Origin of the sequence: Variovorax sp. dw_308 (genome assembly GCF_019207085.1) — a bacterium.
Taxonomy (GTDB): Bacteria; Pseudomonadota; Gammaproteobacteria; order Burkholderiales; family Burkholderiaceae_C; genus Variovorax.
In genome coordinates, this window is record NZ_JAATOM010000044.1 from 1 (window position 1) to 23,628 (window position 23,628).

General features: G+C 62.5%; 18 protein-coding genes and 3 pseudogenes. 10 read left to right on the plus strand and 11 right to left on the minus strand.

Annotated features, from left to right (window positions below; translation table 11 throughout):
- Positions 1–102: 102 nt before the first annotated feature.
- From HCU76_RS35020 to HCU76_RS35030, 3 genes and pseudogenes are all read right to left on the minus strand, one after another.
- A complete protein-coding gene (locus HCU76_RS35020; RefSeq protein WP_218511900.1) occupies positions 103–1,014 on the minus strand; it encodes a hypothetical protein in 912 nt (303 codons plus the stop codon).
- A protein-coding gene (locus HCU76_RS35025; RefSeq protein ID WP_218511883.1) for an IS3 family transposase occupies positions 980–2,519 on the minus strand; the annotation gives its coding sequence in 2 pieces (ribosomal slippage) (positions 980–1,591 and positions 1,593–2,519; 1,539 coding nt in all). The genes HCU76_RS35020 and HCU76_RS35025 overlap by 35 nt, the downstream gene beginning before the upstream one ends.
- A 42-nt stretch (positions 2,520–2,561) precedes the next feature.
- Positions 2,562–3,101: pseudogene (locus HCU76_RS35030) on the minus strand (IS21 family transposase); the annotation flags it as partial.
- Between the two features lie 1,461 nt (positions 3,102–4,562).
- Here HCU76_RS35030 and HCU76_RS35035 point away from each other — a divergent pair.
- From HCU76_RS35035 to HCU76_RS35055, 5 genes are all read left to right on the plus strand, one after another.
- Positions 4,563–5,483, plus strand: coding sequence for an ABC transporter permease (locus tag HCU76_RS35035; RefSeq protein WP_218511884.1), 921 nt, complete (start codon positions 4,563–4,565; stop codon positions 5,481–5,483).
- Between the two features lie 2 nt (positions 5,484–5,485).
- Positions 5,486–6,301 carry an ABC transporter permease gene (locus HCU76_RS35040; RefSeq protein ID WP_218511885.1) on the plus strand — a complete coding sequence of 272 codons (816 nt, stop codon included), beginning with the start codon at positions 5,486–5,488 and terminating at the stop codon, positions 6,299–6,301.
- 30 nt (positions 6,302–6,331) lie between these two features.
- Entirely contained in the window at positions 6,332–7,408 is a 1,077-nt protein-coding gene (locus tag HCU76_RS35045) for an extracellular solute-binding protein (RefSeq protein ID WP_218511886.1), read from the plus strand.
- A gap of 9 nt (positions 7,409–7,417) precedes the next feature.
- Entirely contained in the window at positions 7,418–8,602 is a 1,185-nt protein-coding gene (locus tag HCU76_RS35050; RefSeq protein ID WP_218511887.1) for an ABC transporter ATP-binding protein, read from the plus strand.
- 148 nt (positions 8,603–8,750) lie between these two features.
- Positions 8,751–9,764, plus strand: coding sequence for a ketopantoate reductase family protein (locus HCU76_RS35055; protein WP_218511888.1), 1,014 nt, complete (start codon positions 8,751–8,753; stop codon positions 9,762–9,764).
- A 77-nt stretch (positions 9,765–9,841) separates the two neighbouring features.
- Here HCU76_RS35055 and HCU76_RS35060 read toward each other — a convergent pair whose 3' ends face one another.
- Positions 9,842–10,876, minus strand: coding sequence for an IS630 family transposase (locus tag HCU76_RS35060; protein WP_218511889.1), 1,035 nt, complete (start codon positions 10,874–10,876; stop codon positions 9,842–9,844).
- Positions 10,877–10,948: 72 nt separating this feature from the next.
- Between HCU76_RS35060 and HCU76_RS35065 the strand changes: the two are divergent.
- The 3 genes and pseudogenes from HCU76_RS35065 (at position 10,949) to HCU76_RS35075 (ending at position 13,850) form a co-directional block, all read left to right on the plus strand.
- Positions 10,949–12,041, plus strand: a pseudogene (locus HCU76_RS35065) (NAD(P) transhydrogenase subunit alpha).
- 16 nt (positions 12,042–12,057) lie between these two features.
- Positions 12,058–12,378 carry an NAD(P) transhydrogenase subunit alpha gene (locus HCU76_RS35070; protein ID WP_218511891.1) on the plus strand — a complete coding sequence of 107 codons (321 nt, stop codon included), beginning with the start codon at positions 12,058–12,060 and terminating at the stop codon, positions 12,376–12,378.
- Complete coding sequence (locus HCU76_RS35075) at positions 12,375–13,850, plus strand: NAD(P)(+) transhydrogenase (Re/Si-specific) subunit beta (protein WP_218511892.1); 1,476 nt, start codon at positions 12,375–12,377, stop codon at positions 13,848–13,850. The genes HCU76_RS35070 and HCU76_RS35075 overlap by 4 nt, the downstream gene beginning before the upstream one ends.
- A 629-nt stretch (positions 13,851–14,479) precedes the next feature.
- Here HCU76_RS35075 and HCU76_RS35080 read toward each other — a convergent pair.
- The 7 genes and pseudogenes from HCU76_RS35080 to HCU76_RS35110 form a co-directional block, all read right to left on the minus strand.
- Positions 14,480–14,785 carry a high-potential iron-sulfur protein gene (locus HCU76_RS35080; protein WP_218511893.1) on the minus strand — a complete coding sequence of 102 codons (306 nt, stop codon included), beginning with the start codon at positions 14,783–14,785 and terminating at the stop codon, positions 14,480–14,482.
- A 171-nt stretch (positions 14,786–14,956) separates the two neighbouring features.
- A pseudogene (locus HCU76_RS35085) lies at positions 14,957–15,814 on the minus strand (IS5 family transposase).
- Positions 15,815–16,196: 382 nt separating this feature from the next.
- Positions 16,197–16,595 (minus strand): cupin domain-containing protein, encoded by a 399-nt coding sequence (locus HCU76_RS35090; RefSeq protein WP_218511894.1) that lies wholly within the window; start codon positions 16,593–16,595, stop codon positions 16,197–16,199.
- Positions 16,596–17,086: 491 nt separating this feature from the next.
- On the minus strand, positions 17,087–17,650 hold the full coding sequence (locus HCU76_RS35095; RefSeq protein ID WP_218511895.1) for a cupin domain-containing protein: 564 nt from the start codon (positions 17,648–17,650) through the stop codon (positions 17,087–17,089).
- A gap of 111 nt (positions 17,651–17,761) precedes the next feature.
- Complete coding sequence (locus HCU76_RS35100) at positions 17,762–19,114, minus strand: adenylate/guanylate cyclase domain-containing protein (RefSeq protein ID WP_218511896.1); 1,353 nt, start codon at positions 19,112–19,114, stop codon at positions 17,762–17,764.
- Between the two features lie 37 nt (positions 19,115–19,151).
- Positions 19,152–19,445 carry a DUF1330 domain-containing protein gene (locus HCU76_RS35105; RefSeq protein ID WP_218511897.1) on the minus strand — a complete coding sequence of 98 codons (294 nt, stop codon included), beginning with the start codon at positions 19,443–19,445 and terminating at the stop codon, positions 19,152–19,154.
- 109 nt (positions 19,446–19,554) lie between these two features.
- Complete coding sequence (locus HCU76_RS35110; protein WP_218511898.1) at positions 19,555–21,132, minus strand: winged helix-turn-helix domain-containing protein; 1,578 nt, start codon at positions 21,130–21,132, stop codon at positions 19,555–19,557.
- A 149-nt stretch (positions 21,133–21,281) separates the two neighbouring features.
- Here HCU76_RS35110 and HCU76_RS35115 point away from each other — a divergent pair, with 149 nt between their 5' ends.
- Entirely contained in the window at positions 21,282–21,581 is a 300-nt protein-coding gene (locus HCU76_RS35115; protein WP_218511899.1) for a hypothetical protein, read from the plus strand.
- 4 nt (positions 21,582–21,585) lie between these two features.
- Complete coding sequence (locus HCU76_RS35120) at positions 21,586–23,223, plus strand: NAD(P)/FAD-dependent oxidoreductase (protein ID WP_256354719.1); 1,638 nt, start codon at positions 21,586–21,588, stop codon at positions 23,221–23,223.
- Positions 23,224–23,628: the final 405 nt, after the last annotated feature.

The window sequence follows — 23,628 nt, forward strand, 5'->3', positions numbered from 1 at the left end:
GGCGGCCCGCGGCCCGCGCACCCACCTGCGGATGAGCTTCTCGTGAAGATGCGCCGCAGCGTTCAATATCTATGGGGAGCTACTGGGGCGCGGGTACTTTCCTCAATCACGCTGCCAGAACTCTCGTAGAACGTCCGCCAGTTGTCTCCAACGGAATTCACCGAGCGGGGCGTGAAATCGAATGGAGGGGCGCAAATCGCGATCAAACTGGATCGTCGCGAGTCGCCTTCCCTGTCTGTCGACGACTGTCCAGTGTTCTGTTGAGGCAATCGCCGCCAAGGCATCGGCGGGTTCGCTCTTTGATAGAAGTCGACGCTTGCCCCAGGTATCAAAGCCTCGGGCCCAGGCTTGAAGTCTGATGCGGACACGATCGAAAACGGTCTGCGCCAGAAGGCCAGCGTGCCCGGCGTCAACTATTTCGAGCGCCGCCGCCGGCCAAGATAATTGTCGCTGGCCAGCCAGCGTGGGGAGGGCGCCGAAGCCTTCTCGATACACCACGATCGCCACAAAGGATGCTCCCAAGAAAAGTGAAGCGATAAAGACCGTGTAGAGAAGATTCACTTCGTCCCAGCCATACCACCCAAGCACCCAGCCGATGCTGCTGTGGGAGAGATGGAGGCCCGCGTCGACCACCATGAGCTTTACGGCGCTCCAGAAAACGAATAGCAACTTCTCTTCGACGAGGATCGGCGCGTCGGCGCAGCCGAAGAAAGCACTGATCGCATAGCTCGCATACTGCGGCAGTAGGGCCACGACCAGAAAGCCGGCAAGAAAGATGACCTCGCCACGTGGCTCCGTTAGCACCGAGTAGAGCAATTTGAGCGCTTGGCCTGGACCATCCTCACGGAAAGTTCCGTCTTGGGCGATAGCCCCAGTCGTAACACCCCATGCGGCCGCCATGGTGGTGCTTGTGATGGCCAGGCTGTCGGCGCCGGTTGAATTTTGACCCACTGGGGATGCGGCTAAAAACTTGGACTGTTTATGCCATGAGCCCCAAGCTTCGTCGGTAGTCAAGAGGACTGCGCGCGCCCAAGGACATCTTGATCCGCTTCTCGTTGTACCAGCGGATGTAAGAGTCCAAGGCCTGGGTGAACTGCTCAATGGTCGTTGATTGCCAGTTGCCAGGGTAGAACCATTCGGTCTTCAATCGACCGAAGAAGCCCTCGCAGGCTGCATTGTCGGGCGAACAGCCTTTGCGGGACATCGAACGCGTCAGCTCGGCATCCGCGATACGTGCCAGCCATCCCGGCCATCGATAGTGGGCACCGCGATCCGAATGCACGACGGGCCGGTTGGTGCTGATGTCGATCGACTCGATAGCGGCATCCAGCATCGTGTTCACCAGCTGCGCGTCCGGGCGTATGCCGATCGTCCAACTGACCACCTTGCCATCGAAGCAGTCGATCACAGGCGACAGATACACCTTGCCTGCCGGAATGTGGAACTCCGAGATGTCGGTGAGCCATTTCTCGTTGGGAGCACCAGCGGTGAAGTCGCGGTTGACGAGGTTCTCTGGCGCCGGACTGATCTCGCCCAGATAGGAACCATACCGACGCCGCTTGGGCGTCGCAGCGACCAGGCGCTCCTGTTTTCATCAAGCGCAGCACCACCTTCTCACAAATGTGCACGCACTGACTGCTCAGTGACGCCCGCATGCGGCGATAGCCATAGCAGCGGTGATTGCGCTCGAAGATGTCCGCCATGGTGCCGCGCACTTGGGCGTACTTGTCTGCGACTTGCGCCTGGGCGCGATGATAGAAGTACGAGCTTCTTGCCAAGCCCAGCGTTTCAAGGAGCTCGAGCACCGGGTGGGTCGGTTTCAGGGCATCAACCAGCTGTGTCTTTTCCCGATTGCTCAGGCTTTGCAGGTTGATGCCCCCGTCTTTTTTTATGAGTTCATTGGCCTTGTTCAGGAGATCGTTCTCCAACTGCAGGCGGTGCAAGTCGCGTCGGAGTGCGTCGATCTGTCGCTGCAGTTCTTCGCGCTCATCTGGCGGGGGCGGTTCGGGCTTGCTTGTCATGGATGCGGGTGTCTCGGGGCCGAGTAGCTGGTTCTTCCAGTTGTACAGCGTCGGCCTGCAAACGCCCAGTCTTTGCGCGACCGCTTGTGCGCTTTCTTGTCGGGTGCACAGGGCGATGACTGCAGCGTGCTTCAGCTCGGGCGGGCGGGGTGACGTGTCAGGCCGGGCCACGCCTGGCGAGCACAACTGAGGATGCACCGCCTGAATCCAGGCACGCAGAGAGTCGCGCGACGGATAGCCGAGCGTCTTGATGGTGGCTGCAATGCAGCGCCCGTGCGCCAGGTAATGCTCGATGGCCAGCGTCTGCTGCGCTTGTGAGTATTTGGGCTCGGTGCGCGCATAGCCGCGCGGTAGGTCCGAGCCCTGCTCATATGCCCGATGCCAGCTCTTGAGAGCGTTCTCTGTTGGGTAACCCAGCTGGTGAATGGTCTCGGCGACTCGCTTGCCAAGTTTGATAAAGAGCTCGACTGCTCGGATTCGATCTTCGTAGGAATACATGAACTACTTTCAAGTAGTCCAAGTTTTTGTCCGCATCCGCCCCGCGCCCCATGAGGCGAACGCCTCGACGTGGCCACGCAAGAAGCTGTCCATGCGTGCGTCCAGGAAGAAGCGCAGGAAGATCGCGCGCGAGTAGCTCAGCACCATGACGAAGGCCATCAGCGGGCGCCGCGCACGGCCGATCTGCAGATGGCCGAAGTGCCCCCAGTCGACCTGGGCCTGTTCACCGGGCAACGTGCGCAGCCGCAAGTAAGCCTCGGCCACCGGCCGTGGGCGCATGCCGGCAATGAGATGGCGGAAATGCTCGCCGCTGCCGGCATAGCCTCGCTCGCTGACCATGCCGAACAGCCGTACGGCGCTCAGCTCGGGGAACTGGGCCAGCGTCTGGAGGATGAACGCCCCGTACGGGTCGATGCGGCTTGGGCGCAATGGCGTCGACGGTGTCGGCAGGCCGCTCTGGGCGAGCACCCGGTGCACGGTGTCGCGGTGCACGCGCAGCAACCGGGAGATGGTGCCCACGCGCCACTTCTCCACGTCATACAGGCGCAGGATCCGCGCACTCAGTTCAGGGGCTATGGTCACGGCGCGCGACGCGGGTGCCGGCCCGTCGGCCCCAGCGCAGGAAGCCCTGACGCACCCAAGGCATCAACGCCTGTTCGCAGCGCCGACAACGCGCGCCAACAAGCGCCGCCTGCGCTTGCGTCACGCCGCCAGCGCGTGAGTCGGCACCCTCGTGCCCGGGCGCCTGCGCGACGGCGCTGTCCGTGGTGATGTCCATGCATGCGACCAGTGGAGCATCGGCGGGGCACGATCGGGAACCCTGATGCGTCACCTTTTTTGCGTCGCTGCGGTGGCGGCTTCGCCATCGCCGTGCCCGTGCCGCGTGGGCCATGCGACCGCGGCGGCTGCGCTGGTAGCGTTGGGCCACCTCGCGTTGCGCACTCTCACGGGCCTGGCGTGAACACGCCGCGCTGCAATAGCGCTGGCCACGATCGCAGTGACTGCACAGCAGCACTTGGTCGCGACCGCGCGCGCACAGGAACAGACGGGCGCCACGTTCCATTCGCACCTCGAGGCGCTGCCAATGGTGCTGGACGGACGCGTCCCAGCGCGCCACACTGTGGTGGCACCGCCTTTATCGGCACGGTGTAGGGCGCGCCGCGGTCTTCAAGCTTGCCGGCGTGATGGGACCGCTGCCGTACCCGCCTTCTGCGGCAACGTCGTGTGTTGTACAGACCACGGCGTGCTTGCGCCACAGGGCAGACGCGCGACACGCGCGTCTTCAGCCGATGAAGCGCTGCGCCCCCTTGAGATCCGCCGCACTCGTTGCAGCCGGGACGGGGCTGGCCGTGCCTGCATGGCCGCCCTCCGGGCGCCCATGCAGGCACCCCCAAGACTCCAGAACTTACCCCCGCCAGAGGCATCGGGCACAAACCAACGCTGGAACGTTAAGTCACCCAAACGAAAACCGCGTCCTCGCCGCCGAATAGACGCGGTTTCTGACCGCCGTTCACACGGGGAGAGTGTCTGTCGGTCTTCTCGCATCGACGCGTTGGCCAGCATCTGCATGGTGGGCCGACTGCACCTACCTCGCAGACTGTAGGCCTGCGGCGCCACCGTTCCGATTCGGATCTTCCGCTTTTCATGTGGACGGCCAGTCGCGTCGCCGCTATTTCCGCATTGCCAGTTGCCTGAGCCGCACTCAAGCAAGACTGGTGTCCCATGCGCTTGCTGACTAGCAGCTCACACAACAAACGCTTCTTGTGCCACGCGCACCGTGCTGCGCGTTGAAGGCGCACCTCCCAGCCACCAATCACTGTTGTCGGCCAATTGCGGTCAATCAGAAAAGGCGAATCAATTTTTCCACGCACCGTGTGCGTGCGGCCATCCCGTTTTTGCGGCGAAATGTGACCCGATTAGTGCGCGGGGCCGATCACCCGGGGCGTCGGGCGGGAAAACCCTAGGCACGCTTCGTGCAAACAACCTTGCCCATCTGGCTGGATCGCCATACGATACAAGAATATCGCAAACCGAAGGAACCCTATGCGACAAGTTGATGATCCCCGACTATGGCGGCTGCTCCTCATCGCCCCGCTGGCGGTATCGCTGTTGTTGTTCGCAGTGCCTCAGTATTTCTTCATCAGTACCAGCTTCCACCACAACTTGGGATATGGACGTATCGATGAAGCTTTCTCGATGGAAAACTACGCACGCATCTTCACGGATACGCTGTTTCTAGAGGCACTTGCTCGGACCGTCTGGCTGTCTGCGACCACCGCGATCCTGTGTCTGGTGTTGGGCTTCCCGGTCGCGTATGTACTTGCGCGGGCACAGTCGAAATGGACCCCCCTGCTCCTCGGCATCCTGGTTGCCGCCACGTTCATCACCCCTGTTGTCAAAGACCTTGGCCTCATCATCCTGCTCAGCAAGAACGGTCTCGTCAACGGCGTGCTACAGGGCATCGGCGCAATTTCCGCTCCATTTACGTGGCTCGGGTCGGAGGCCGGGGTTGTTATCGGCCTCGCACACTACACGCTTCCCCTGATCGTCCTGATGCTGCATACGGTGCTTCAGACCGTGCCACGTAGTCTTGAAGACGCGGCGCATGCGCACGGCGCGTCGCGGCTGCGAGTCTTCTACGCAGTGATCATCCCCATCGTGCGGCCGGGGATGGTGGCTGCGGCCCTCATGGTCTTCAACCTTGCCGCTGGAGCGTTCACCACACCCGCGCTGCTCGGAGGTGGACGCGTGTTGACCTTCTCGATACTGATCCAGCGCGCCGTGATCCTGGATGTGGACTATCCGTTTGCCGCGGCACTTTCGACTCTGCTCCTTGTCTTCGTCTTTTCCCTCAACCTCTTGTCTGGCTACCTGATGGTGAAACAGACGGGGAATCGCAAGCCGACAAGGACTAAGTCCGCGGCAGTGCCGCCGGCTCTCCAACCGAACCTGAAAGGAGCTTGATTATGCGAGCTGCTGCAATTCGCAAATGGCTGGCGTACGGTCTGTGCCTCTTGGTCTATCTTTATCTGGTCGCGCCGGTGATCGTGGTGGCCGGCGCCTCGCTCGACCAAGGCTCGATGTACGCCGCTGTCTTTCCTCCCAAGACGATCGGGTTGCGCTGGTATCTCGAAATACCGGACAAGTACGTTCACGCGCTCGGCATCAGCGCGACAGCTGCCTCTATCGCCTCGGTTATTTCGGGCATCCTGGGAACCTTGGCCGCCTTGGGCATCGTCCGCGGAAAAATACCCGGAACCGAATGGCTGCGCGCATTGTTTCGCGCACCTCTGCAGATCCCGTTCGTTGTAACTGGCGTAGTTTTCCTTCAGTTCTATTACGGGCTGCAGTCGATTACAAATCTCGAACTCGCAGCCACGCTTCCTGGCTTGATCATCGCCTATGTATTTGTTGGCACACCGTATACGATTAATACCGTAGGCGCGGTGCTGGAACGTCTCAATCCAAGGCTCGACGAAGCCTCATCCATCCTTGGTGCCAATCGCTGGGCCACGTTCTGGCGAGTTACGTTCCCGCTGATCCGTCCAGGTTTGATGGCGGGCATGCTCTATTCCTTCATCATTGCCTTCGGCGATGTTCCGTTATCAATTTTTCTCTCATCTTCTGAATATTCGACGTTGCCGGTCGTGATCTTTCAGACGCTTCAGTTTGACTTCAGTCCGACTGTTCTTTCAATTTCGACGTTGATTGCTCTACTTTCCGTTGTGTCTCTCTGGCTCATCCAAAAATTCGTCGGGCTCGATTTCGTTGCTAAGCGCTGAGCTTTTATCTTCACTTCAACAGGATTTATCATGAAATCACGGAATTTTCGCCACGCGGTGGCGCTCATATCAGCCGCAACGCTAGCCGTCGCTCTTCCGGCTTCCATCGCGAACGCTCAGCAGCGCTTCGACGGCGTCACGTTGCGGGTCGGCACATATGGGGGGCCGTGGGGTGATGCCGTGAATGCAAATGTCGGCAAGAAGCTCGAGGCAATGGGTGCCAAAGTCGAGTACGTCGTCGGCAACCCGGCGGATAACTTTGCGAAAGTTGTCAGCGCCCGCGGCCGTGCTTCTCCGATCGACGTCATGGAGATCGGGCCGGCGGAGCGACTCGCAATGACGCGAAACGACTTTCTCGAAGATCTCCCCGTAGAGATGATTCCGAATTTGTCCAAACTCTCCGTTCAGGTGGCCGACAAGAAGGCGATCGCGCACCAGATGGTACAGAACGGCATCCTGTATCGCGTCGACTCATTTAATGCTGACAAATTGCCGGTGCCGAAGCGCTTCGAGGACCTGCAAGACCCGAAGTTTGCGAGTAAGACCGCGTTCCCGGACGTGACCAACCCGCAACATTGGCCTGCGGTGTCCGCCATGGCGAGCGACGCAGGAGGTAGCGAGTCGACGCCTGAAAAGGGGTTCGAGCAAGTGCTCAAGATCAAACCGCTTTATTTTTACGGTTCAGCCACCGAACTGACGCAAAAGATGACGATGGGCGATGTGGTTGCTGCTACCTCTCATGCAGGCATGGCGGTGCGACTTGCAAATGCGGGCCAGCAGATCGGATTCGTCCATCCGCAAATCGGCGGCAAGCGGGGAGAGATTGAATACAACTACCTCGGCATAGTGAAGGGCACGAAGAACAAGGAAGCTGCTGCTGCATTCATCAATGCCTTCCTGGACACGCAGTCCCAAGCAAACTTTGCCAAGCCGATGGGCGTGGTACCAACCAATCGCGAAGCGCGCGCGATCCTTGAAAAGGATCCGGTCATGAGCAAATTCATGCTACTGAGTGACAAGGATCTTGCGAACACCTACACCATGGATTGGTCGAAGGTGGACGTCGAGAAGTGGCGCGCCGCTTGGGCGCGAACCGTCAGCAAATAAGGAAGTTACATGGCACGCGTAACTTTGCAGGGCCTCGGCAAGCACTTCGGGGCCGAGAAGATCATCGATCACATCGATCTCGAGATTCAAGACGGTGAGTTTCTCACCCTGCTGGGACCTTCGGGGTGCGGCAAGACGACGACCCTCCGTATCGTCGCGGGCTTTCTCTCGCCGAATACGGGCCGCGTGCTCTTCGACGGCAAAGATGTCACGCGCGTGCCGACCCAAAGCAGAAAGCTTGGGATGGTTTTTCAAGACTATGCGCTTTTCCCGCATCTGACGGTCGCTGAGAACGTCGGCTTTGCGCTGAAATCCCACGGTGTACCGAAGGCCGATGCTGACAAACGGGTGAACGAGTTGTTGTCCCTCATCCGCCTTCCCGCAGTAGCCAGCCGCTTCCCCGTCGAGCTCTCCGGCGGTCAGCAGCAGCGTATCGCTATTGCGCGAGCGCTGGCGCACACGCCCGCCGTGCTGCTGATGGATGAACCACTCGGCGCACTCGACCTAAAGCTTCGAGAAGCGATGCAAAACGAACTTCATTCCATCCAGCGACAACTCGGCATCACCACCATCTACGTGACGCATGACCAAGAGGAGGCGCTGAGCCTTTCGCACCGGATTGCGCTGATGAGACACGGGCGCATTGAGCAATTGGATACGCCCAAGGGAATCTACTCAAAGCCAAAGACTCCCTTTGCGGCCTTCTTTCTTGGAAAGGTCAACTTTCTTCAAGGGCAAATTACCGGTCGACAAGGTGAGTACTACGAGATCCGGGTCGGTGATCAGAGGCTTTTCTGCCCCATCGAGGGCCAGCCCCAAGAGTTCGCCCTTGATGCGCACGTGGTGCTGGGCGTACGGCCAGAGCAGGTCCGGCTCGATGATGCTCCAGCTGCGGGAGGCTTGAACTGCATCCGGGGGAAGATCGTGCGTGAGAAGTTTATTGGCAAGGTCGTGCAGTTCGATGTTGAGGTCGATGCCGATACGGTTGTCGTGGTTGACGGCACGCTCGAGCAGGCCAAGGGCGTGGGGGCCACGGTCCAGCTTGTCTGGGATATGCGCATGACTCACCTCTATCCGTTCGCTGAAGACCTCGAGCTTGGCATCAGTAGAGAGAAGAATGAGCGCAAAACCATCTCCAATGTGAGTTCTGCGGCTCCAAGAGTGCAGTTGTCTCATCCTCAGTTTGCGGTATAGGCAATAGGCCCTGACCCGGCGGCGTGGTGTGCTTTCTGCGCCTGTCCTGGAAAGGGACCAATGTGTAAATCTTCTTGACCCATCTCCGGCTCGCTCGCCTCTGCGCGGACTGGCCGTGCGTCCAGGCAACCTCGCGGGCACAGGACAAATGGAAATCAATTTGCGCACGGCTAGCGGTCCGAAATTGAAGATCTGCGTCTACGGCGCAGGCGCTGTCGGATGCTGGCTTGCCTGCGAACTCGCGGCGGAAGGCCACTTTGTCTCAATGATCGCCCGAGGTGCCGTGCTGGTGGCGCTGCGTGACGGACCGGCCCAGGCGATCCTGCCAGGGCGGACGCTTGCGGCGCAAGTACATGCTGTCCAGACGCCCTCGGAGCTTGAGTCGCAAGACGTCGTGGTGTTGGCGCTTAAGTCCAATTCGCTTGTCAAGGCGGCGCCATCAATTAAGGCTCTTCTAGGTCCGAACACGATTGTTCTCAGTGTGATGAACGGATTGCCTTGGTGGTTCTTCGAAGGCATTCGCAGCGATCTTGTTCCGGTAGGCGGCCTGGAAGCCGTCGATCCCGGTGGCCGAATTGCGGCGAGCATTCCCGCGGTGGCAGTCGTTGGCGGCGTGGTCCATGGCGGGTTCGTCGCCGAGCGCCCCGGCGTCACCCGAACCTCCGGGCGGCGCCGGATCCTCATAGGCGACTCGTGCGGTTCGCTTACCGCAAGGGGCGCCTTCTTGACTTCGCTATTTCGAGGTGAGGATACGGACATTGCGGTTGCCCCTTTTATTCAGCAAGAAATATGGCTGAAGCTACTGGGCAACATTACTGCCAATCCAGTTAGCGCGCTGTGCGAGAGCTCTTTGATGCCGATGCTAGATGACGAGCTCGTCGTCCAATTGATGTCGCGTGTGATGGCAGAAGCCATGATGATTGGCAACCGATTGGGGTTCAGGTTCGATGAGACGGTCGAATCTCGACTTCGGAAGATGCGAGAGCTTGGCGACATCCGAACCTCCATGCTCCAGGATCTTCAGAGCGGCCGACCTCTGGAGATCGACACCATATTAGGTTCCGCGCGGGAGCTTGCCTTGGCGTTGGATGTAGCCACGCCGTTCATTGACTCGTTGTTAGGCCTTTTGCGCGTCAAGGCGCAAGGCGCGGCGCTGCGTTGAAGCACGATCAGTACGACACTCAAGTTTCTGGCGTGCCTTGCAAGCTGGTCGCGTGTTCTCCTCTCACACTTTGTTACTCAGCAGTCAGAAATATAGGCGACAGAAGGCGTTTCGAAGAATGATCGAACAAGCCGGCGGTTCTTCTGCATCTCGCGCAACTGCTGGTCGACGCGAATTTCGAGTTTTTCCCCAGCTCGCAAGGGGTTGCGAGCCACGCCAGTGCGCTTGACGTGACTCCAGACCAGCTCGTCCGGATTCAGGTCCGGTGCGTAGCCCGGCAGGATGTGCATGCTCAGCTGGCCCTCGGTGGACTCGATGTACTCGCGCACGTTGGCTTTCTTGTGAGCTGGCAATCCGTCCACCACCAGGTGCACGGGCTTGCTGCGACCCTTCATCATCTTCTTGAGCAATTCGATGAATAGCTCGGCATTCAGCGCGCCTTGGTAGGTCGCGAACCAGAACCCTCCCCTGGCGTTGACAGCCGACGCCGCCGAGATCGACTGGCGCTGACCGGGGCGCTCAATGACCGGGGTCTTGCCCTTGGGCGCCCAGGTCCTGCCGTGCACGGTGTCGGCACGAAAACCCGACTCGTCCCAGAAGTAGACTTCGCCCCCGCTTTGCCTCGCAGCCGCAGCGATACCGGGGTAGGTTTCGCGCCGCCAGCGCTCGATGGCTTGAGGATCTCGCTGGTAGGCGCGCTGCAGTGGCTTCTGCGGCGTCAGTCCGAGCTTGGCCAGCAACGCACCGACTGCCGTTACTCCCATCTTCGCGCCGAACTTCTGTTCGATCAGCGTCACGACAATGGCGCGTGTCCACAGCCCGAAGTCCAAGCCGTACTGTCGCGGGTCGTGTCCATTGATCCAACGAAACACCTGGCGCTCCTGCGCGGGACTCAGCGTACGCGGTCGGCCGGTGCCGCGTGTGCCGCGCAATGCCTTGAGGCCTTTGCCTCGACCTGACGAGGCCCTCAGCCATTTGTAGATCGTGGTGCGGCTGAAGCCGTAGGCGGCGATCACCGAAGAGGGCTTCTCGCCATCGCGAACTCGCTCGACTGCCATCAGGCGAATCTCTTCAAGTGTTTTGTGATCCAGCGTGCGGCCATCTCGCTTCATGCGCTATTGGAACATCAACTCGATTGCCGCGGTGAGTTTTGTAGCCTAAATTATCGACTACTGAGTAATCAAATGATCATTGGAATTCCCTGCCGAAACAGCCGCCGGCGAGACCCGTGTGGCGGTCACGCCCGAGACGGCGAAGAAACTCACAGCGCAAGGCCGTACGGTCCGCGTGCAATCGGGCGCCGGCGTTGCCGCCAGCGTCACTGACGCCGCCTACCAGGCTGCGGGCGCCGAGATCACCGATGCCGATCCCTCCGATGCCGAAGCTGCGCGCATGAAACCCGGCACCGTCGTCATCGGCATGCTCAACCCCTTCGACGCCGCCGGCCTGCAACGCCTGGCCAGCGCCGGCCTCACCAGCTTCGCGCTGGAAGCCGCACCGCGTACCACCCGCGCCCAGAGCATGGACGTGCTCTCCTCCCAGGCCAACATCGCGGGCTACAAGGCGGTAATGATCGCGGCCGATCGCTACCCGCGCTTCTTCCCGATGCTGATGACGGCGGCCGGCACGGTCAAGGCCGCCCGCGTCGTGATCCTCGGCGTCGGCGTGGCCGGGCTGCAGGCCATTGCCACCGCCAAGCGCCTCGGCGCGGTCATCGAGGCCAGCGACGTGCGCCCGAGCGTCAAGGAGCAGATCGAATCGCTCGGCGCCAAGTTCATCGAGGTGTCCTACGACACGGATGAAGAGAAGGAAGCCGCGGTCGGCGTCGGCGGCTATGCCAAGCCGATGCCGCCAAGCTGGCTCGCGCGCCAGCAGGTCGAGGTGGCCAAGCGCGTGGCGCTGGCCGACATCGTGATCAGCACCGCGCTGATCCCGGGCCGCGCCGCGCCGACGCTCATCAGCGAGGACATGGTCAAGTCGATGAAGGCCGGCTCGGTCATCGTGGACATCGCGGCCGGCAAGGGGCCGGATGGCATCGGTGGCAACTGCCCGCTGTCGGAAGCGGACAAGACGATGATCAAGCATGGCGTGACCCTGGTGGGCGAGACCAATCTCGCCGCGCTCGTGGCGGCCGACGCATCGGCCCTCTATGCGCGCAACGTGCTCGACTTCCTGAAGCTGGTCATCACCAAGGAGGGCGCACTCAAGATCGACCTCGAGGACGACATCGTCGCCGCCTGCCGCATGACGCAGGACGGCCAGGTCACGCGCAAATAACGAGGAGGAAGAAGCCATGGATCCCGTTTCCCACACAGTCATCAACCTGATCATCTTCGTACTGGCCATCTACGTGGGCTACCACGTGGTCTGGACCGTCACGCCCGCGCTGCACACGCCGCTGATGGCGGTGACCAACGCCATCTCGGCGATCGTCATCGTCGGCGCGATGCTGGCGGCGGCCATGACCACCACCTACTTCGGCAAGACCATGGGCGTGCTGGCCGCGGCGCTGGCCGCGGTGAACGTGTTCGGCGGCTTTCTCGTCACGCGGCGGATGCTGGAGATGTTCAGGAAGAAAGAGAAGAAGGCACCGGCGAAGGAGGCAGCCAAATGAGCATGAACGTCGTCACGCTGCTGTACCTCGTCGCCAGCGTCTGCTTCATCCAGGCTCTGAAGGGCCTGAGCCATCCGATGACGTCGATCCGCGGCAACCTGTTCGGCATGGTCGGCATGGTCGGCATGGCCATCGCCATCGTGACCACGGCCGCGCTCATCATCCAGCTCTCCGCCGGCAACGTCGGCGGCATGGCCTGGGTGCTGCTCGGGCTGGTGGTCGGCGGCGGCTATGGCGCCTACCGCGCCAAGACCGTCGAGATGACGGCCATGCCCGAGCTGGTCGCGTTCTTCCACAGCATGATCGGCATGGCGGCGGTGGTCGAGCCGTGGGCCTTCGGCATCACGCCGCTGCCGGTCCAGGCGGCAGGCATGGTCAACACGCCGGAAGGCGCGATGATCGTCGACGGCTTCCTGCGCTATGCGATCCCGACCGGCAACCGGTTCGAACTGTTCCTGGGCGCGGCCATCGGCGCGATCACCTTCAGCGGCTCGGTCATCGCCTTCGGCAAGCTCTCGGGCAAGTACAAGTTCCGCCTGTTCCAGGGTGCGCCGGTGCAGTTCAAGGGCCAGCACATGGTCAACCTGGTGCTGGGCCTGGTGACCATCGGGCTGGGCCTGATGTTCGTCTTCACCGAGAGCTGGGGCGCCTTCTTCCTGATGGTGCTGCTGGCCTTCGTGATGGGCGTGCTGATCATCATCCCGATCGGCGGCGCGGACATGCCGGTGGTGGTGTCGATGCTCAACAGCTACTCGGGCTGGGCGGCGGCGGGCATCGGTTTCTCGCTGAACAACGCGATGCTGATCGTGGCCGGTTCGCTGGTGGGCTCGTCGGGCGCGATCCTGAGCTACATCATGTGCAAGGCGATGAATCGGTCGTTCTTCAGCGTGATCCTGGGCGGCTTCGGCGGCGAGGCGGTGTCCGCATCCAGCGGCGCCAAGGAGCAGCGCCCGGTCAAGAGCGGCAGCGCCGACGACGCGGCCTACATGCTGTCCAATGCCGAGACCGTGATCATCGTGCCGGGCTACGGTCTGGCGGTGGCGCGCGCGCAGCATGCGGTCAACGAACTGGCCGAGAAGCTGATCCACAAGGGCGTCACGGTGAAATACGCGATCCACCCGGTGGCCGGTCGCATGCCGGGCCACATGAACGTGCTGCTGGCCGAGGCCGAGGTGCCCTACGACCAGGTCTTCGAGATGGAAGACATCAACGGCGAGTTCGCGCAGGCCGACGTGGCCATCATCCTGGGTGCCAACGACGTGGTGAACCCGGCCGCGTTGCAGAAGGGCACGCCGATCTACGGCATGCCGATCCTGGAAGCCTACAAGGCCAAGACGGTGATCGTGAACAAGCGCTCCATGGCTGCGGGTTATGCGGGCCTGGACAACGAACTGTTCTACATGGACAAGACCATGATGGTCTTCGGCGACGCCAAGAAGGTGGTCGAGGACATGGGCAAGGCGATTGAGTAGGCGATCAAAGCTAGATCGCTGAACCCATATTGGCGATTAAGTTCCGAATTAGACTGGGTGCGGTCGGCCAAAATTTGTCCGTTGAACGACAGCTGTCGTTGAAAGCAGCCATTGGTCGTCCGAGCAGCCGACCGACCGCGCCCCGTTCTGGATCAGCCGTGTCCGGAGCAAACGGAAAGGTCCGCAGATCGATATGTTGCCGTCATCGCTGAGCCCGGCTCGCATCGCATTTTTGCTACCACCGACTTTATCGCTGCTATCAGGAACACTACCGGCTCATGCAGACAAGCGTGCTCGAAAATAGGTCGCGGTCTCTTCATCGACACTGTAGATGTAGCAGCCTTTCATGCCGCGGGTCATCAGGGTGCGATACGGGCCCGTTGCTGTCGGTCGCCAACGCTCGATCCATGGGAGGTGTACCAGCGAGAGCGGTCAGTGGTCCGACCGCGATAGCAACATAGCAACTGCAGATCCGCAGATCCGGCAGAAGTGACGACCAGGGGCTTCGATTCGCGTCAGCCGCGGATCAGAAATACGCAGCAATTGGAGCGCCACCGAGTACGTCTTGCCAATGGCCTAGCTGTGCGTTGCCAGAGCCGTCATTCATAGAGGTGCCGGCCCGCGGGCCCTCATGCCTTGATGACCCAACCACTGCACCAACCTTTAGCCGCTACCAGCTTGCCGCCGAATAGTGGGCAGCCTCCGGACCGATCGGTTGCCTTTCCCTCAAAGTGTCGGCAATTGCTGCATCGCTGGGATGCGGTATGTGTTGGATACTTAGCAGTGTCGACCTTCGCCGAGTCCTCGCGGTAGCCCAACGCCAAGGCTGGCGGATCAGCCTCGTCGACGTCGGCAACGGCTTCGGTATGCACTAACCCTAGTAGCGAACTCGCCGCCATACATCGGAAAACAAATAAGCGTCGATCGGACCTCATGGCATTCCTTTGCGGCTGACCTGTCGCGTACACGAAGGTTTGCTGCGGCGAATTTTGACCCCGAATCCGACCGGAGCAAAGTCCAATTTGCCGGCAACACAAGATCGTTCGCCTGGCTTTCGAGCCCGCCTTCGGTCATCCGGGCACCGTCAAAGTCTTAGCATTTAGAACTTATCCGTAAATTATGTTGACGTCAGCAGGTACCTTGCGAAAGGCGATGATGGCGGCGGCAAGGTGGTTGAGGGCGACGAAGCTGCGCTCGAGTTTCTCGTAGCGCACGAGCAGCTTGCGGAAGCGGTTGAACCAGCTATGGCAGACCTCGACGACCCAGCGTCGCGCCTTCTTGGTCGGATCGCGCCGCTTGATGTCGGCTTCGGTACGTCGACCAACGACGTGAGGGATGTAGCCGTTGCGCTCGATGGTGCGAAGGTGCTCGGCTCCACGGTAGCCCGCGTCGGCGCACAGATGTTTGTGTCGCCGATATGGCGGATCCTTGCGCCTGACTACGATGGCTGCGAGCACGTCGTCAAGCCTCTTGCAGTCATGGACGTTGGCCCCTGTCACGACGAGCGACAACGGGACGCCACGGCCGTCCACCAACAGGTGCCGCTTGCTTCCTTTTTTTCCCCCGATCCGTCGGGTTGGGGCCCACGGCTTCCTGTGCCAGTGGCGCCTTCATCATCGCGCCGTCGATGCTCTGCCAGCGCCAGGCAAATGCCCTGCATCTGGTCGTATTCGGCCAAGCCCGCCTTCCAAAGAGCCTCGAAGACTCCCGCGGCCTCCCACTCAAGAAATCGCTTGTGGATGGCGCTTGCGCTGCCGAAGCGCTCCTTGGGCAGCGCCTTCCACTGGCAGCCCGTACGCAGCACGTAGACGATCGCCTCGAACACCAGTCGAGCCGGCTTTGGTGGTCACCGGCCCCTGGCTTGCGCACGTAGATTTCTCTGCCGCCAAGCGCGCAGGAATCAGCGGCTCCGCCCGCTGCCAGAACTCCTCGCTTACCACCCACGACTCGATACGTTTCGCCAAGATCTTGATCCATCGCCGCGCCCAATACGGCTCGGATCGACCGTTTACCTATTTACGGATAAGTTCTTAGAGTGACTGCTCTCAATCCTGTCGCGACTGTACTGGCAGATAGTGTGTATGACTGCTCCTGCTCGGGGCCGCCAGATTGCAACCGCGCCGGGCAGCTAACTTTGGTCGGCTGCGCCGACACCTCGAAGGTCAGCTCCCCGGCGCGACCCCGTGCTCACACTACCGGCCACCTGCTGACATTCGACTTGGCCCAATGAAGAGCGCCTTTCAATTGGAACCAGCCAGCGTGGCCGCTCTGCCCAGCGTGAAATTGGCCGCTTTCGCATCGATGGGCTCTGGCCCCGCAGGCGTCACATCACCCCGGCCCTGCCATTCAAAGGTCGTTGACAGTCTCATGGTGCGCTGGCATAAGTATCTCGAGCAATTCGCAGTCGTCGGACCAGCCCACCACCGTGTGCCGAATACTTGGTGGCTGCACCCAGCACGAGCCCGCGACGAGTCGCTGCGGCCCCAGGCCCTCGAAATCGGTCTCGAACCAGCCCTTCAGGCAATAGACCATCTGGAATTGGATGTTGTGGTGATGTCGCACGCTCAATTCGGTCCGGAACGGCGCGATCATCCGGATGACGTGCGCTTCGGCCGAGCCGTTGGTTGCTTGCGCGACCCCCAGGTCGCGATAGGCTGAGTACTCGCGCAAGCCATCAGCCTTGAAATCGGCCTCGTCGTGATGGCTGATAGTGAAGTGCTGCAGCGCACTGGGCAGGGGTTCCATTCGTCCTCCAGTGAATTATTCGCGGATCGATCACACTCCAAAAGCGATCCCATGGCAAGTGCGGCGGGACGACTCGGCATCAATGTCGCGAGCAACGAGCGTCAGTTGTCAGCCCGAGAATTGCGGTGGCGAGTCGCTTGAGAGCGAGCGCTCCCGTTGCAGACGTGCCGGACATCGGTCGATTCTGACCGACTGCGTTGGGCCCTGACCTCCAGTTGGCGGGCCAAGATAGCAGTCGATCGATCCTGCAAGGTTGCGTCGCCCATTGCAGCCAAGCTACGTCTGCATTACTTTGTGACCAGCGATAGATGCCGCAGTCGGCTTCACGCTGGGAAGACCGGTCTCAGCCGTACAGCGTGAATTCGACCCGCGCCCGGGAACAACCGCAATCGCTGCACACTTGCCGCCCGATGAGCGCCAACGACAGGTCGAGGCCAAAAGCAGTGGGCAGCACAGCGCCACGAAGTCGCCACGAAGCGGCACGAAAATTTTCAGACAGCCGACCTCGCGACCTCGACGCCCTTGGGCTGTCGCTGCACCCCGATCGTTGTGAAAAGCACCTTGCACGCGTCGGCGCCCTTGTTACGCCAGGCGTGTCTCGTACCGTTCTGAACGAACGTATCGCCCGCGCGCAAGAGCGTTTGCTTTCCGTCATCCAGTTCGAGCCAGATCTCGCCCGAGATGACGTACCCGAAATCGATCGAGTCGCTGGTGTGCATGCCCGGATTCGAGCGCTCCATGTGGGCCGCGAATCCGGGCAACACGCGTTCCATTTCAAGATAGGCAGCCTTGCGATCGCCCGGAACTGGGCGGGGCAGGACGTCTGGCGGGAACGTGACGATACCGAAGCTGAAGCCCCCGGGAGGCGGAAAGTAGGTTGAGAGAGGCGGTACCGCGCCGTCATCCGGAAAGCTTGGAGGACGCTGCGTGGACCAGAGCGCCAGCCACTCGCTTCCCGGCAAGAAGCTGATGGTGAGCGGCGTGATCTCCGCGTCGTCTGCAACGATCGCCTTGCCTTCTGCACTGTGCCCAGTGACCAGACGCCGTGTTGGCATAAGAACCTCCTTTTGGACTGGGCGCGACGCCTGTGTGAGGCAACACGACAAACCGCCTCCCCGCATTGACTCACCCTGACTGTTGACCGACGTGAAGCTCACTTGCGGCATTCAGACAACGTCGGCAATGGCGCTGAACAGCGTCCAATCTCCGGGGAGGCCCTTCAAGGCCTTGATCCCGCGTTCCTCGAAGCGCAGGCCCGAGCCCGACACCAGATCCTTCACGGTCGTCGATACCAGAACCTCGCCAGCACCGGCATGGGACGAGATGCGTGCACCGACATGCACGGCCATGCCACTGACCTTGGAACCGGCGCTTTCGACCTCGCCGGTGTGCAGCCCGGCGCGGAGGTCGAGACCGAGGTCCTTGACCTCGCGCACCATCGCCAAAGCACTGCGCACCGCCCGCGCAGGGCCATCGAAGGTGGCGAACAGCCCGTCGCCCGCGGTGTCGACCTCGGTCCCGCGATGTGCTTCAAGTGCACTGCGGCCGATGGCATGGAAGCGCTGCTGCAGGTCGCGCCAGGCGACGTCCCCCAGGCGCACGGCCAATTCGGTGGAACCGACAATGTCGGTGAAAAGCACCGTCGCGAGCCAGCGCTCGTCGCTGCGCGCCTCGGTATGCGCTGCTGATCTGGACAGGCCGAACTGCACGATGCCCTCGACCAGCCGATCGCTGTCACCTGTGGACGGAAGGTGGTCGCTGCCCGGCAGTTCGAGGTATTCGGCTTCGGGCACATGATCGGCCAGGTAGCGCCCGTTCGCGACGTTGACCGCGCGGTCGCCACGCCTGTGCATGATCAATGTTGGCCGGCGCACCTGCGGCAGGATGGCACGCACGTCGATCTGGTCGTTGGCGAGATGCAGCCGCCTGATGGCGCTCGGCGAGGTGCTCTGCCGTTGGTAGCGCGCCAGGGCCTCGGCGAAGGCGGTATCACCGGCACGGCTCGGTGCAAACAGGCGCAACGACTCCGGCTTGCCCCAGTTTGCCGCGGTGCTTTGAAGGATCTGCTCGATCGTCGGCCTGTGGGGATAGTCCGGCGCCCACGAGAAGCGGGCCATCGAAGCGAGCAGGATGAGTCGCTCCACCATTTCGGGATAGGTGGCCGTGAACAGCGCGGCCATCGGGCCACCCTCCGACAGGGCCAGCAGCACGGCGCGCGTGGAACCGACGGCGCGCATCACATCGCGCACGTCGTCCATTCGCTCCTCCAGCGTCGGTACGCCTTCGAAGCGGTCGGAAAGGCCCTGGCCCCGCTTGTCGAACATGATGACGCGGAAGTGAGCACCGAAGGCGCGCAGCATTCGTGCGTATTCCGGATCTTCCCAGTTCATCTCGATGTGCGAGACGATGCCTGGAATGAACACCAGGTCCACCACGCCGTGCCCGAAGACCTGGTAGGCAATGCTCAGACCATCGGATTCGGCGTACTGCGTACGAGGAATGGGGATCTCAGCGATCATGACCGGAGGATGTGTCAGCGCCGGCGCCCGGGCGCGGCTACGGATCGATGCCTTCCACCGACACCAGCCTCGCAACACTGCATTCGTCGCGTACGGCCTTGAGGCCTTGATAGACCGGGCATGTGTAGAAGGCTTCCCACGCGGCGACGGATGGAAATTCGAGCACGACGATTCTTCGTGGTTGCCAGTCTCCCTCATGGACCTTGTGGGTGCCGCCGCGAGCCAGGTAGCGCGCGCCGGCTTGCTCAAGAGCGAGCTTGACGCCTTTCATGAACTCTTGATACGTGGACATGTCGCGAATCTCGACATCGAAGATCACGTAGGCACTCATTCATTCCTCTATTGCGGCGCGCAGCCATGTTCCGAGGACTATCGAGGCTTGAGCGGGCTCGCGTCCTTAAATTTTGCTAAACGCGACGCTGTGCGCGCAGACGCGCCCGCTAGGGGATGGCGTGAGAGTTGGCCCTGGAGAGGAAGTCCGTCATGCGCTGCCGAACCTCCGGGTCGCTGGCCAGCCGCGTGCCGCGCAGGCGGGCCGCCACCATGTCAGGCTGCAGCCGCTTCAGCTCCCGCAATTCGCAGGCAGCCCGCGCCAGATCGCCCGCGCCCACCAGGCACAGGACCAGGCAAAAGCGCGTGCCAGCAAAGTCGGCCTCGCGCAGCGATTGCCGCGCGGTGTCGACCGCGTCTTCGTAGGCCTTGTTGGCGAACTGGGCCCAGATCAGGTTGTCCAGCAGACGGAAGCGCGCCGGATCACGCGGGCTCAGGCGCAGCGCTTGCAGGCATTGCCGCAGGCCGCCGGCCGGGTCGCCGCCGATGGCCTCGCACATGCCCAGCCTCACCAGTGTCATGGCGTCGTTCGGGTTCAGTTCGAGCGAGCGCCTGAAGTCCGCCGTCGCCTCGGCCAGCTTGCCGCTGACCAGCATCAGCCAGCCACGGCCGCGCCAGGCCAGCGCATCGTTGTTGTCGATGGCCAGAGCCTGCGAGGCCGCGTCCAGCGCATCGTCCAACGCCGACGGCGCGGCGGTATCGAAATACAGGTGCCACGAGAGCGCGTCGACGATGGCATTGAGCGCCGCGCTGCAATCCGGGTCGATGGCCAGCGCTTCGCGTGCCAGCACGATTGCGCCATCGCGCGCGCCGCGGTTGGAGCGCGACAGGCCTTCGTGCGCCTGCGCCCAGGCGCGCTGCGCCAATGCATAGGCGCTGTTCCTTTGCGGGCGGGGTCCGCGTACGCGTTCGATCTCCGAGCGTTCGATGTGGGGCGCCATGGCGATGACGATGGCGCGCGCCGTTTCGTCCTGTAACGCAAACAGATCGTCGAGGCTGCGGTCGTAGCGCTCCCCCCAGATCTGCTGGCCGCTCACCGCCTCGATCAGCGCCGCCGCGACGCGCACGTGCTCGGCCGAACGGCGCACGCTGCCTTCGAGCACGTAGCGCACGCCCAACTCGCGCGCCACCGTGCGCGGGTCGACCGCGCGCCCTTGGTAGGCCTGCACGCTCTGGCGGGAGATGACGAAGATCGACCGGACGCGCGACAGAGCGTTGATCAACTCGCCGCCGATGCCTTCGATCAACGCCGCATCGCCCAGCACCCCGCCAGCGTTGGCAAACGGAAGCACGGCGATGGACGGCTTGTCGGGCAGGCCCAGGACCAGGCTTTCTGCCACAGCCACGCCCGTGGGTGGCGACACCGGCAGTGCGAAGCGGTAGCCTTGGCCCGAGACGGTCCGCAGCGCATCCGCGCCCAGCACCTTGCGCAGTGTGGACACCTGCACGCTGAGGTTGTTCTCTTCCACGGCCGCGTCGCGCCAGACCAGGCGCAGCAGTTCGTCCTTGGACACCACCCGGTCGCGATGTTGCACCAGCGCAGCCAGCAGGTCGAACGCCCGCGCGCCGAGCGTTACCGGCGAGCCGTTCTCGAGCAAGCGGCGCTGTTCGAGCAAAAGCTCGAAGCGTCCGAAGACCAGGGGGTCGGACAGGTCGGCTCTCCCAGCGGGTGGGGCCTGCAGTCTCACCGTGTGCTCCTGTTTAGGGGAATTAAAGGACAAGGGCACCCGCCAGCCTCGACAGTCCGGCAGCGGCACGGATGGTCGCGCCGCCCTGGCAGCCCGCGTCGCCGAAGGCTCCCCAGGGGAAACCTGTCACGGCGCCAGGAGACTTCAAAATGATTGCATTCGTTCGCATGACCTGTGTCAAGCCCGGCAAGCAGGGCGCTGCCGTGGCTTTCGCCAAGGAGATCTCGGCCTTCCTGAAAGGCGCCTACCACCTGGACACGGAGGTGCTGCGACCCGTGGGCGGCAATCCGCAGCGAATCGCGTGGTCGGCCCGATACCCGGACATGGCGTCCATGGAGACCATCACCACGAAGATGCTCGCCGATCCCAAGTATTGGGAACTGGTCAATGGCGCGTCGGAGTGCTTCATCGGGGGCTCGACACGCGATGTCATCTGGCAGACGATCTGAGTCCATGCCACTGGACCTGTTGATCGTCGGGGCAGGCTTCAGCGGCCTGTACATGCTGCACAGGGCGCGCATCATGGGCCTGTCGGCGCGGGTCCTCGATGCCGCGCCCAGCGTGGGCGGCACCTGGTACGCCAACCGCTACCCGGGCGCCCGGGTCGACATCCAGAGCCTGGAGTATTCGTTCTCGTTCAGCGAGGCATTGCAGCAGGAATGGCGGTGGACCGAGCGCTATGCCTCGCAGCCCGAACTGCTGCGCTACGCCAACCACGTGGCAGACCGCTTCGACCTGCGCCGCGACATCACCCTGAACACGCGCGTGACATCGGCCTGCTTCGACGACGCCGCGCAACGCTGGGAGGTCGGCGGTATCGGCGCGGATGGCGAGCCACGGGCCTGGCTGGCGCGTTTCCTCGTGCTGGCCAACGGACCGCTGTCGAGCCCGTACACGCCCGGCTTCCCGGGCCTGGAGAGCTTCGCGGGGCCGGTGCTGCACACGGCGGCGTGGCCGCACGTGCCGGTCGATTTCAGTGGCCGTCATGTCGGCGTCGTGGGCACCGGATCGTCGGCGGTGCAGGTGATTCCGCGCGTGGCGCAGCAGGCGGCATCGGTAACGGTGTTCCAACGCACTGCCGCCTACGTAGTGCCGGCGCACAACGGCCCGCTGGACCCGGCGCACGAGGCGCGCGTCAAGGCCGACTACGCGGGCTTTCGCGCGCGCAACCGGCAGATGGGCACCGGCTTCGGCTGCGAGCTGCCGCCCAACCCGGCTTCGGCGCTGGCTGCCAGCCCGCAGGAGCGGGATGCCGCCTTCGAGGCGCGCTGGCGCGCGGGCGGGTTCGGCCTGCTCGGCGCATATGGCGACCTGATGCTGGACCTGCAGGCCAATGCGCTGGCGGCGGAGTTCGTGCGCGGCATGATCCGCGAGGCGGTCCACGACCCGGCCACCGCGGCGCTGCTGTCGCCGCAGCAGCCGATCGGCTGCAAGCGGCTGTGCGTGGCCGATGGCTACTATGAGACCTTCAACCGGGCGAACGTGCGGCTGGTGGACGTGAGCGACCAGTCTATCGAGGCCATCACGCCAGGTGGGTTGCGGGCCGGCGGACGCGAACGCCTTCGACACGCTGGTGCTGGCCACCGGCTTCGACGCGGTGACCGGGCCGCTGATGCGGCTGGACCTGCGTGGCCGCGGCGGGCTGAAGATTCAGGACAAGTGGCGCGCCGGGCCGCTGAACTACTTGGGCTTGACAGTGGCGGGATTTCCGAACCTGTTCAACATTGCGGGCGCTGGCAGCACCTCGGCCTTCACCAGCGTGATCGTCTCCATCGAGCACCATGTGGATTGGATCGGCGAGTGCATCGCCTGGATGGACGCGCAGGGGCACGCGACGATCGAGGCCACCGAGGCCGCGGAGCGCGTCTGGGTCGCACATGTCAATGCGATTGCCGGACACACCGTGTTTTTGAGCTGCAATTCCTGGTATCTGGGTGCGAACATACCGGGCAAGCCGCGCATGTTCATGCCGCTGGCTGGCGGCTTCCCCGCTTACGCGCAACGTTGTGCGACGGTGGCGGACCAAGGCTACGCTGGATTTTCCCTCGGCTAGCGGCAAGGCGGGAGCGACGGCCTTGGCACGACCGCTGAGTGAAAGTTCGCAGTCTTACCGGCCGACCAATCTGAAGACTGCTGTCGCTGCGGACCAGTAGGCAGCGACCGATGCTGACCGACTGCGTTGGGCCCCGAGTTCCATTCGGACCCATCTGATTGCTGCCGCTCGCTTGGCCTCGGACGCCAAGATTGCGCGGCCGCTTGAGCCACGGCGGCAGGCAATGTCGGCACTACCCTTCGAACCGGTCGTCGATACTGAGGTCTCCGCGCCACTTGGAAGACAGGTAGCGGGTTCACAGCGTGAGTTGGTCAAGCTGCAGCAAGGACGGCTCACGCTGCGTAGGAGACTTCCACCAGCGCGCCCGCTTGGAACGCGCCGTTTAAGAGTCCGGCTCCTCCCTTCGTGCATGGAGAGCGCGTCAAAAGCGCGATAACGCGTTT

Bases quoted from the DNA above. Each gene is read 5' to 3' on its own strand.
- HCU76_RS35035 (WP_218511884.1), top strand. From the start codon at position 4,563: ATGCGACAAGTTGATGATCCCCGACTATGGCGGCTGCTCCTCATCGCC.
- HCU76_RS35040 (WP_218511885.1), top strand. From the start codon at position 5,486: ATGCGAGCTGCTGCAATTCGCAAATGGCTGGCGTACGGTCTGTGCCTC.
- HCU76_RS35045 (WP_218511886.1), top strand. From the start codon at position 6,332: ATGAAATCACGGAATTTTCGCCACGCGGTGGCGCTCATATCAGCCGCA.
- HCU76_RS35050 (WP_218511887.1), top strand. From the start codon at position 7,418: ATGGCACGCGTAACTTTGCAGGGCCTCGGCAAGCACTTCGGGGCCGAG.
- HCU76_RS35055 (WP_218511888.1), top strand. From the start codon at position 8,751: ATGGAAATCAATTTGCGCACGGCTAGCGGTCCGAAATTGAAGATCTGC.
- HCU76_RS35060 (WP_218511889.1), bottom strand. From the start codon at position 10,876: ATGAAGCGAGATGGCCGCACGCTGGATCACAAAACACTTGAAGAGATT.
- HCU76_RS35070 (WP_218511891.1), top strand. From the start codon at position 12,058: ATGGATCCCGTTTCCCACACAGTCATCAACCTGATCATCTTCGTACTG.
- HCU76_RS35075 (WP_218511892.1), top strand. From the start codon at position 12,375: ATGAGCATGAACGTCGTCACGCTGCTGTACCTCGTCGCCAGCGTCTGC.
- HCU76_RS35080 (WP_218511893.1), bottom strand. From the start codon at position 14,785: ATGAGGTCCGATCGACGCTTATTTGTTTTCCGATGTATGGCGGCGAGT.
- HCU76_RS35090 (WP_218511894.1), bottom strand. From the start codon at position 16,595: ATGGAACCCCTGCCCAGTGCGCTGCAGCACTTCACTATCAGCCATCAC.
- HCU76_RS35095 (WP_218511895.1), bottom strand. From the start codon at position 17,650: ATGCCAACACGGCGTCTGGTCACTGGGCACAGTGCAGAAGGCAAGGCG.
- HCU76_RS35100 (WP_218511896.1), bottom strand. From the start codon at position 19,114: ATGATCGCTGAGATCCCCATTCCTCGTACGCAGTACGCCGAATCCGAT.
- HCU76_RS35105 (WP_218511897.1), bottom strand. From the start codon at position 19,445: ATGAGTGCCTACGTGATCTTCGATGTCGAGATTCGCGACATGTCCACG.
- HCU76_RS35115 (WP_218511899.1), top strand. From the start codon at position 21,282: ATGATTGCATTCGTTCGCATGACCTGTGTCAAGCCCGGCAAGCAGGGC.
- HCU76_RS35120 (WP_256354719.1), top strand. From the start codon at position 21,586: ATGCCACTGGACCTGTTGATCGTCGGGGCAGGCTTCAGCGGCCTGTAC.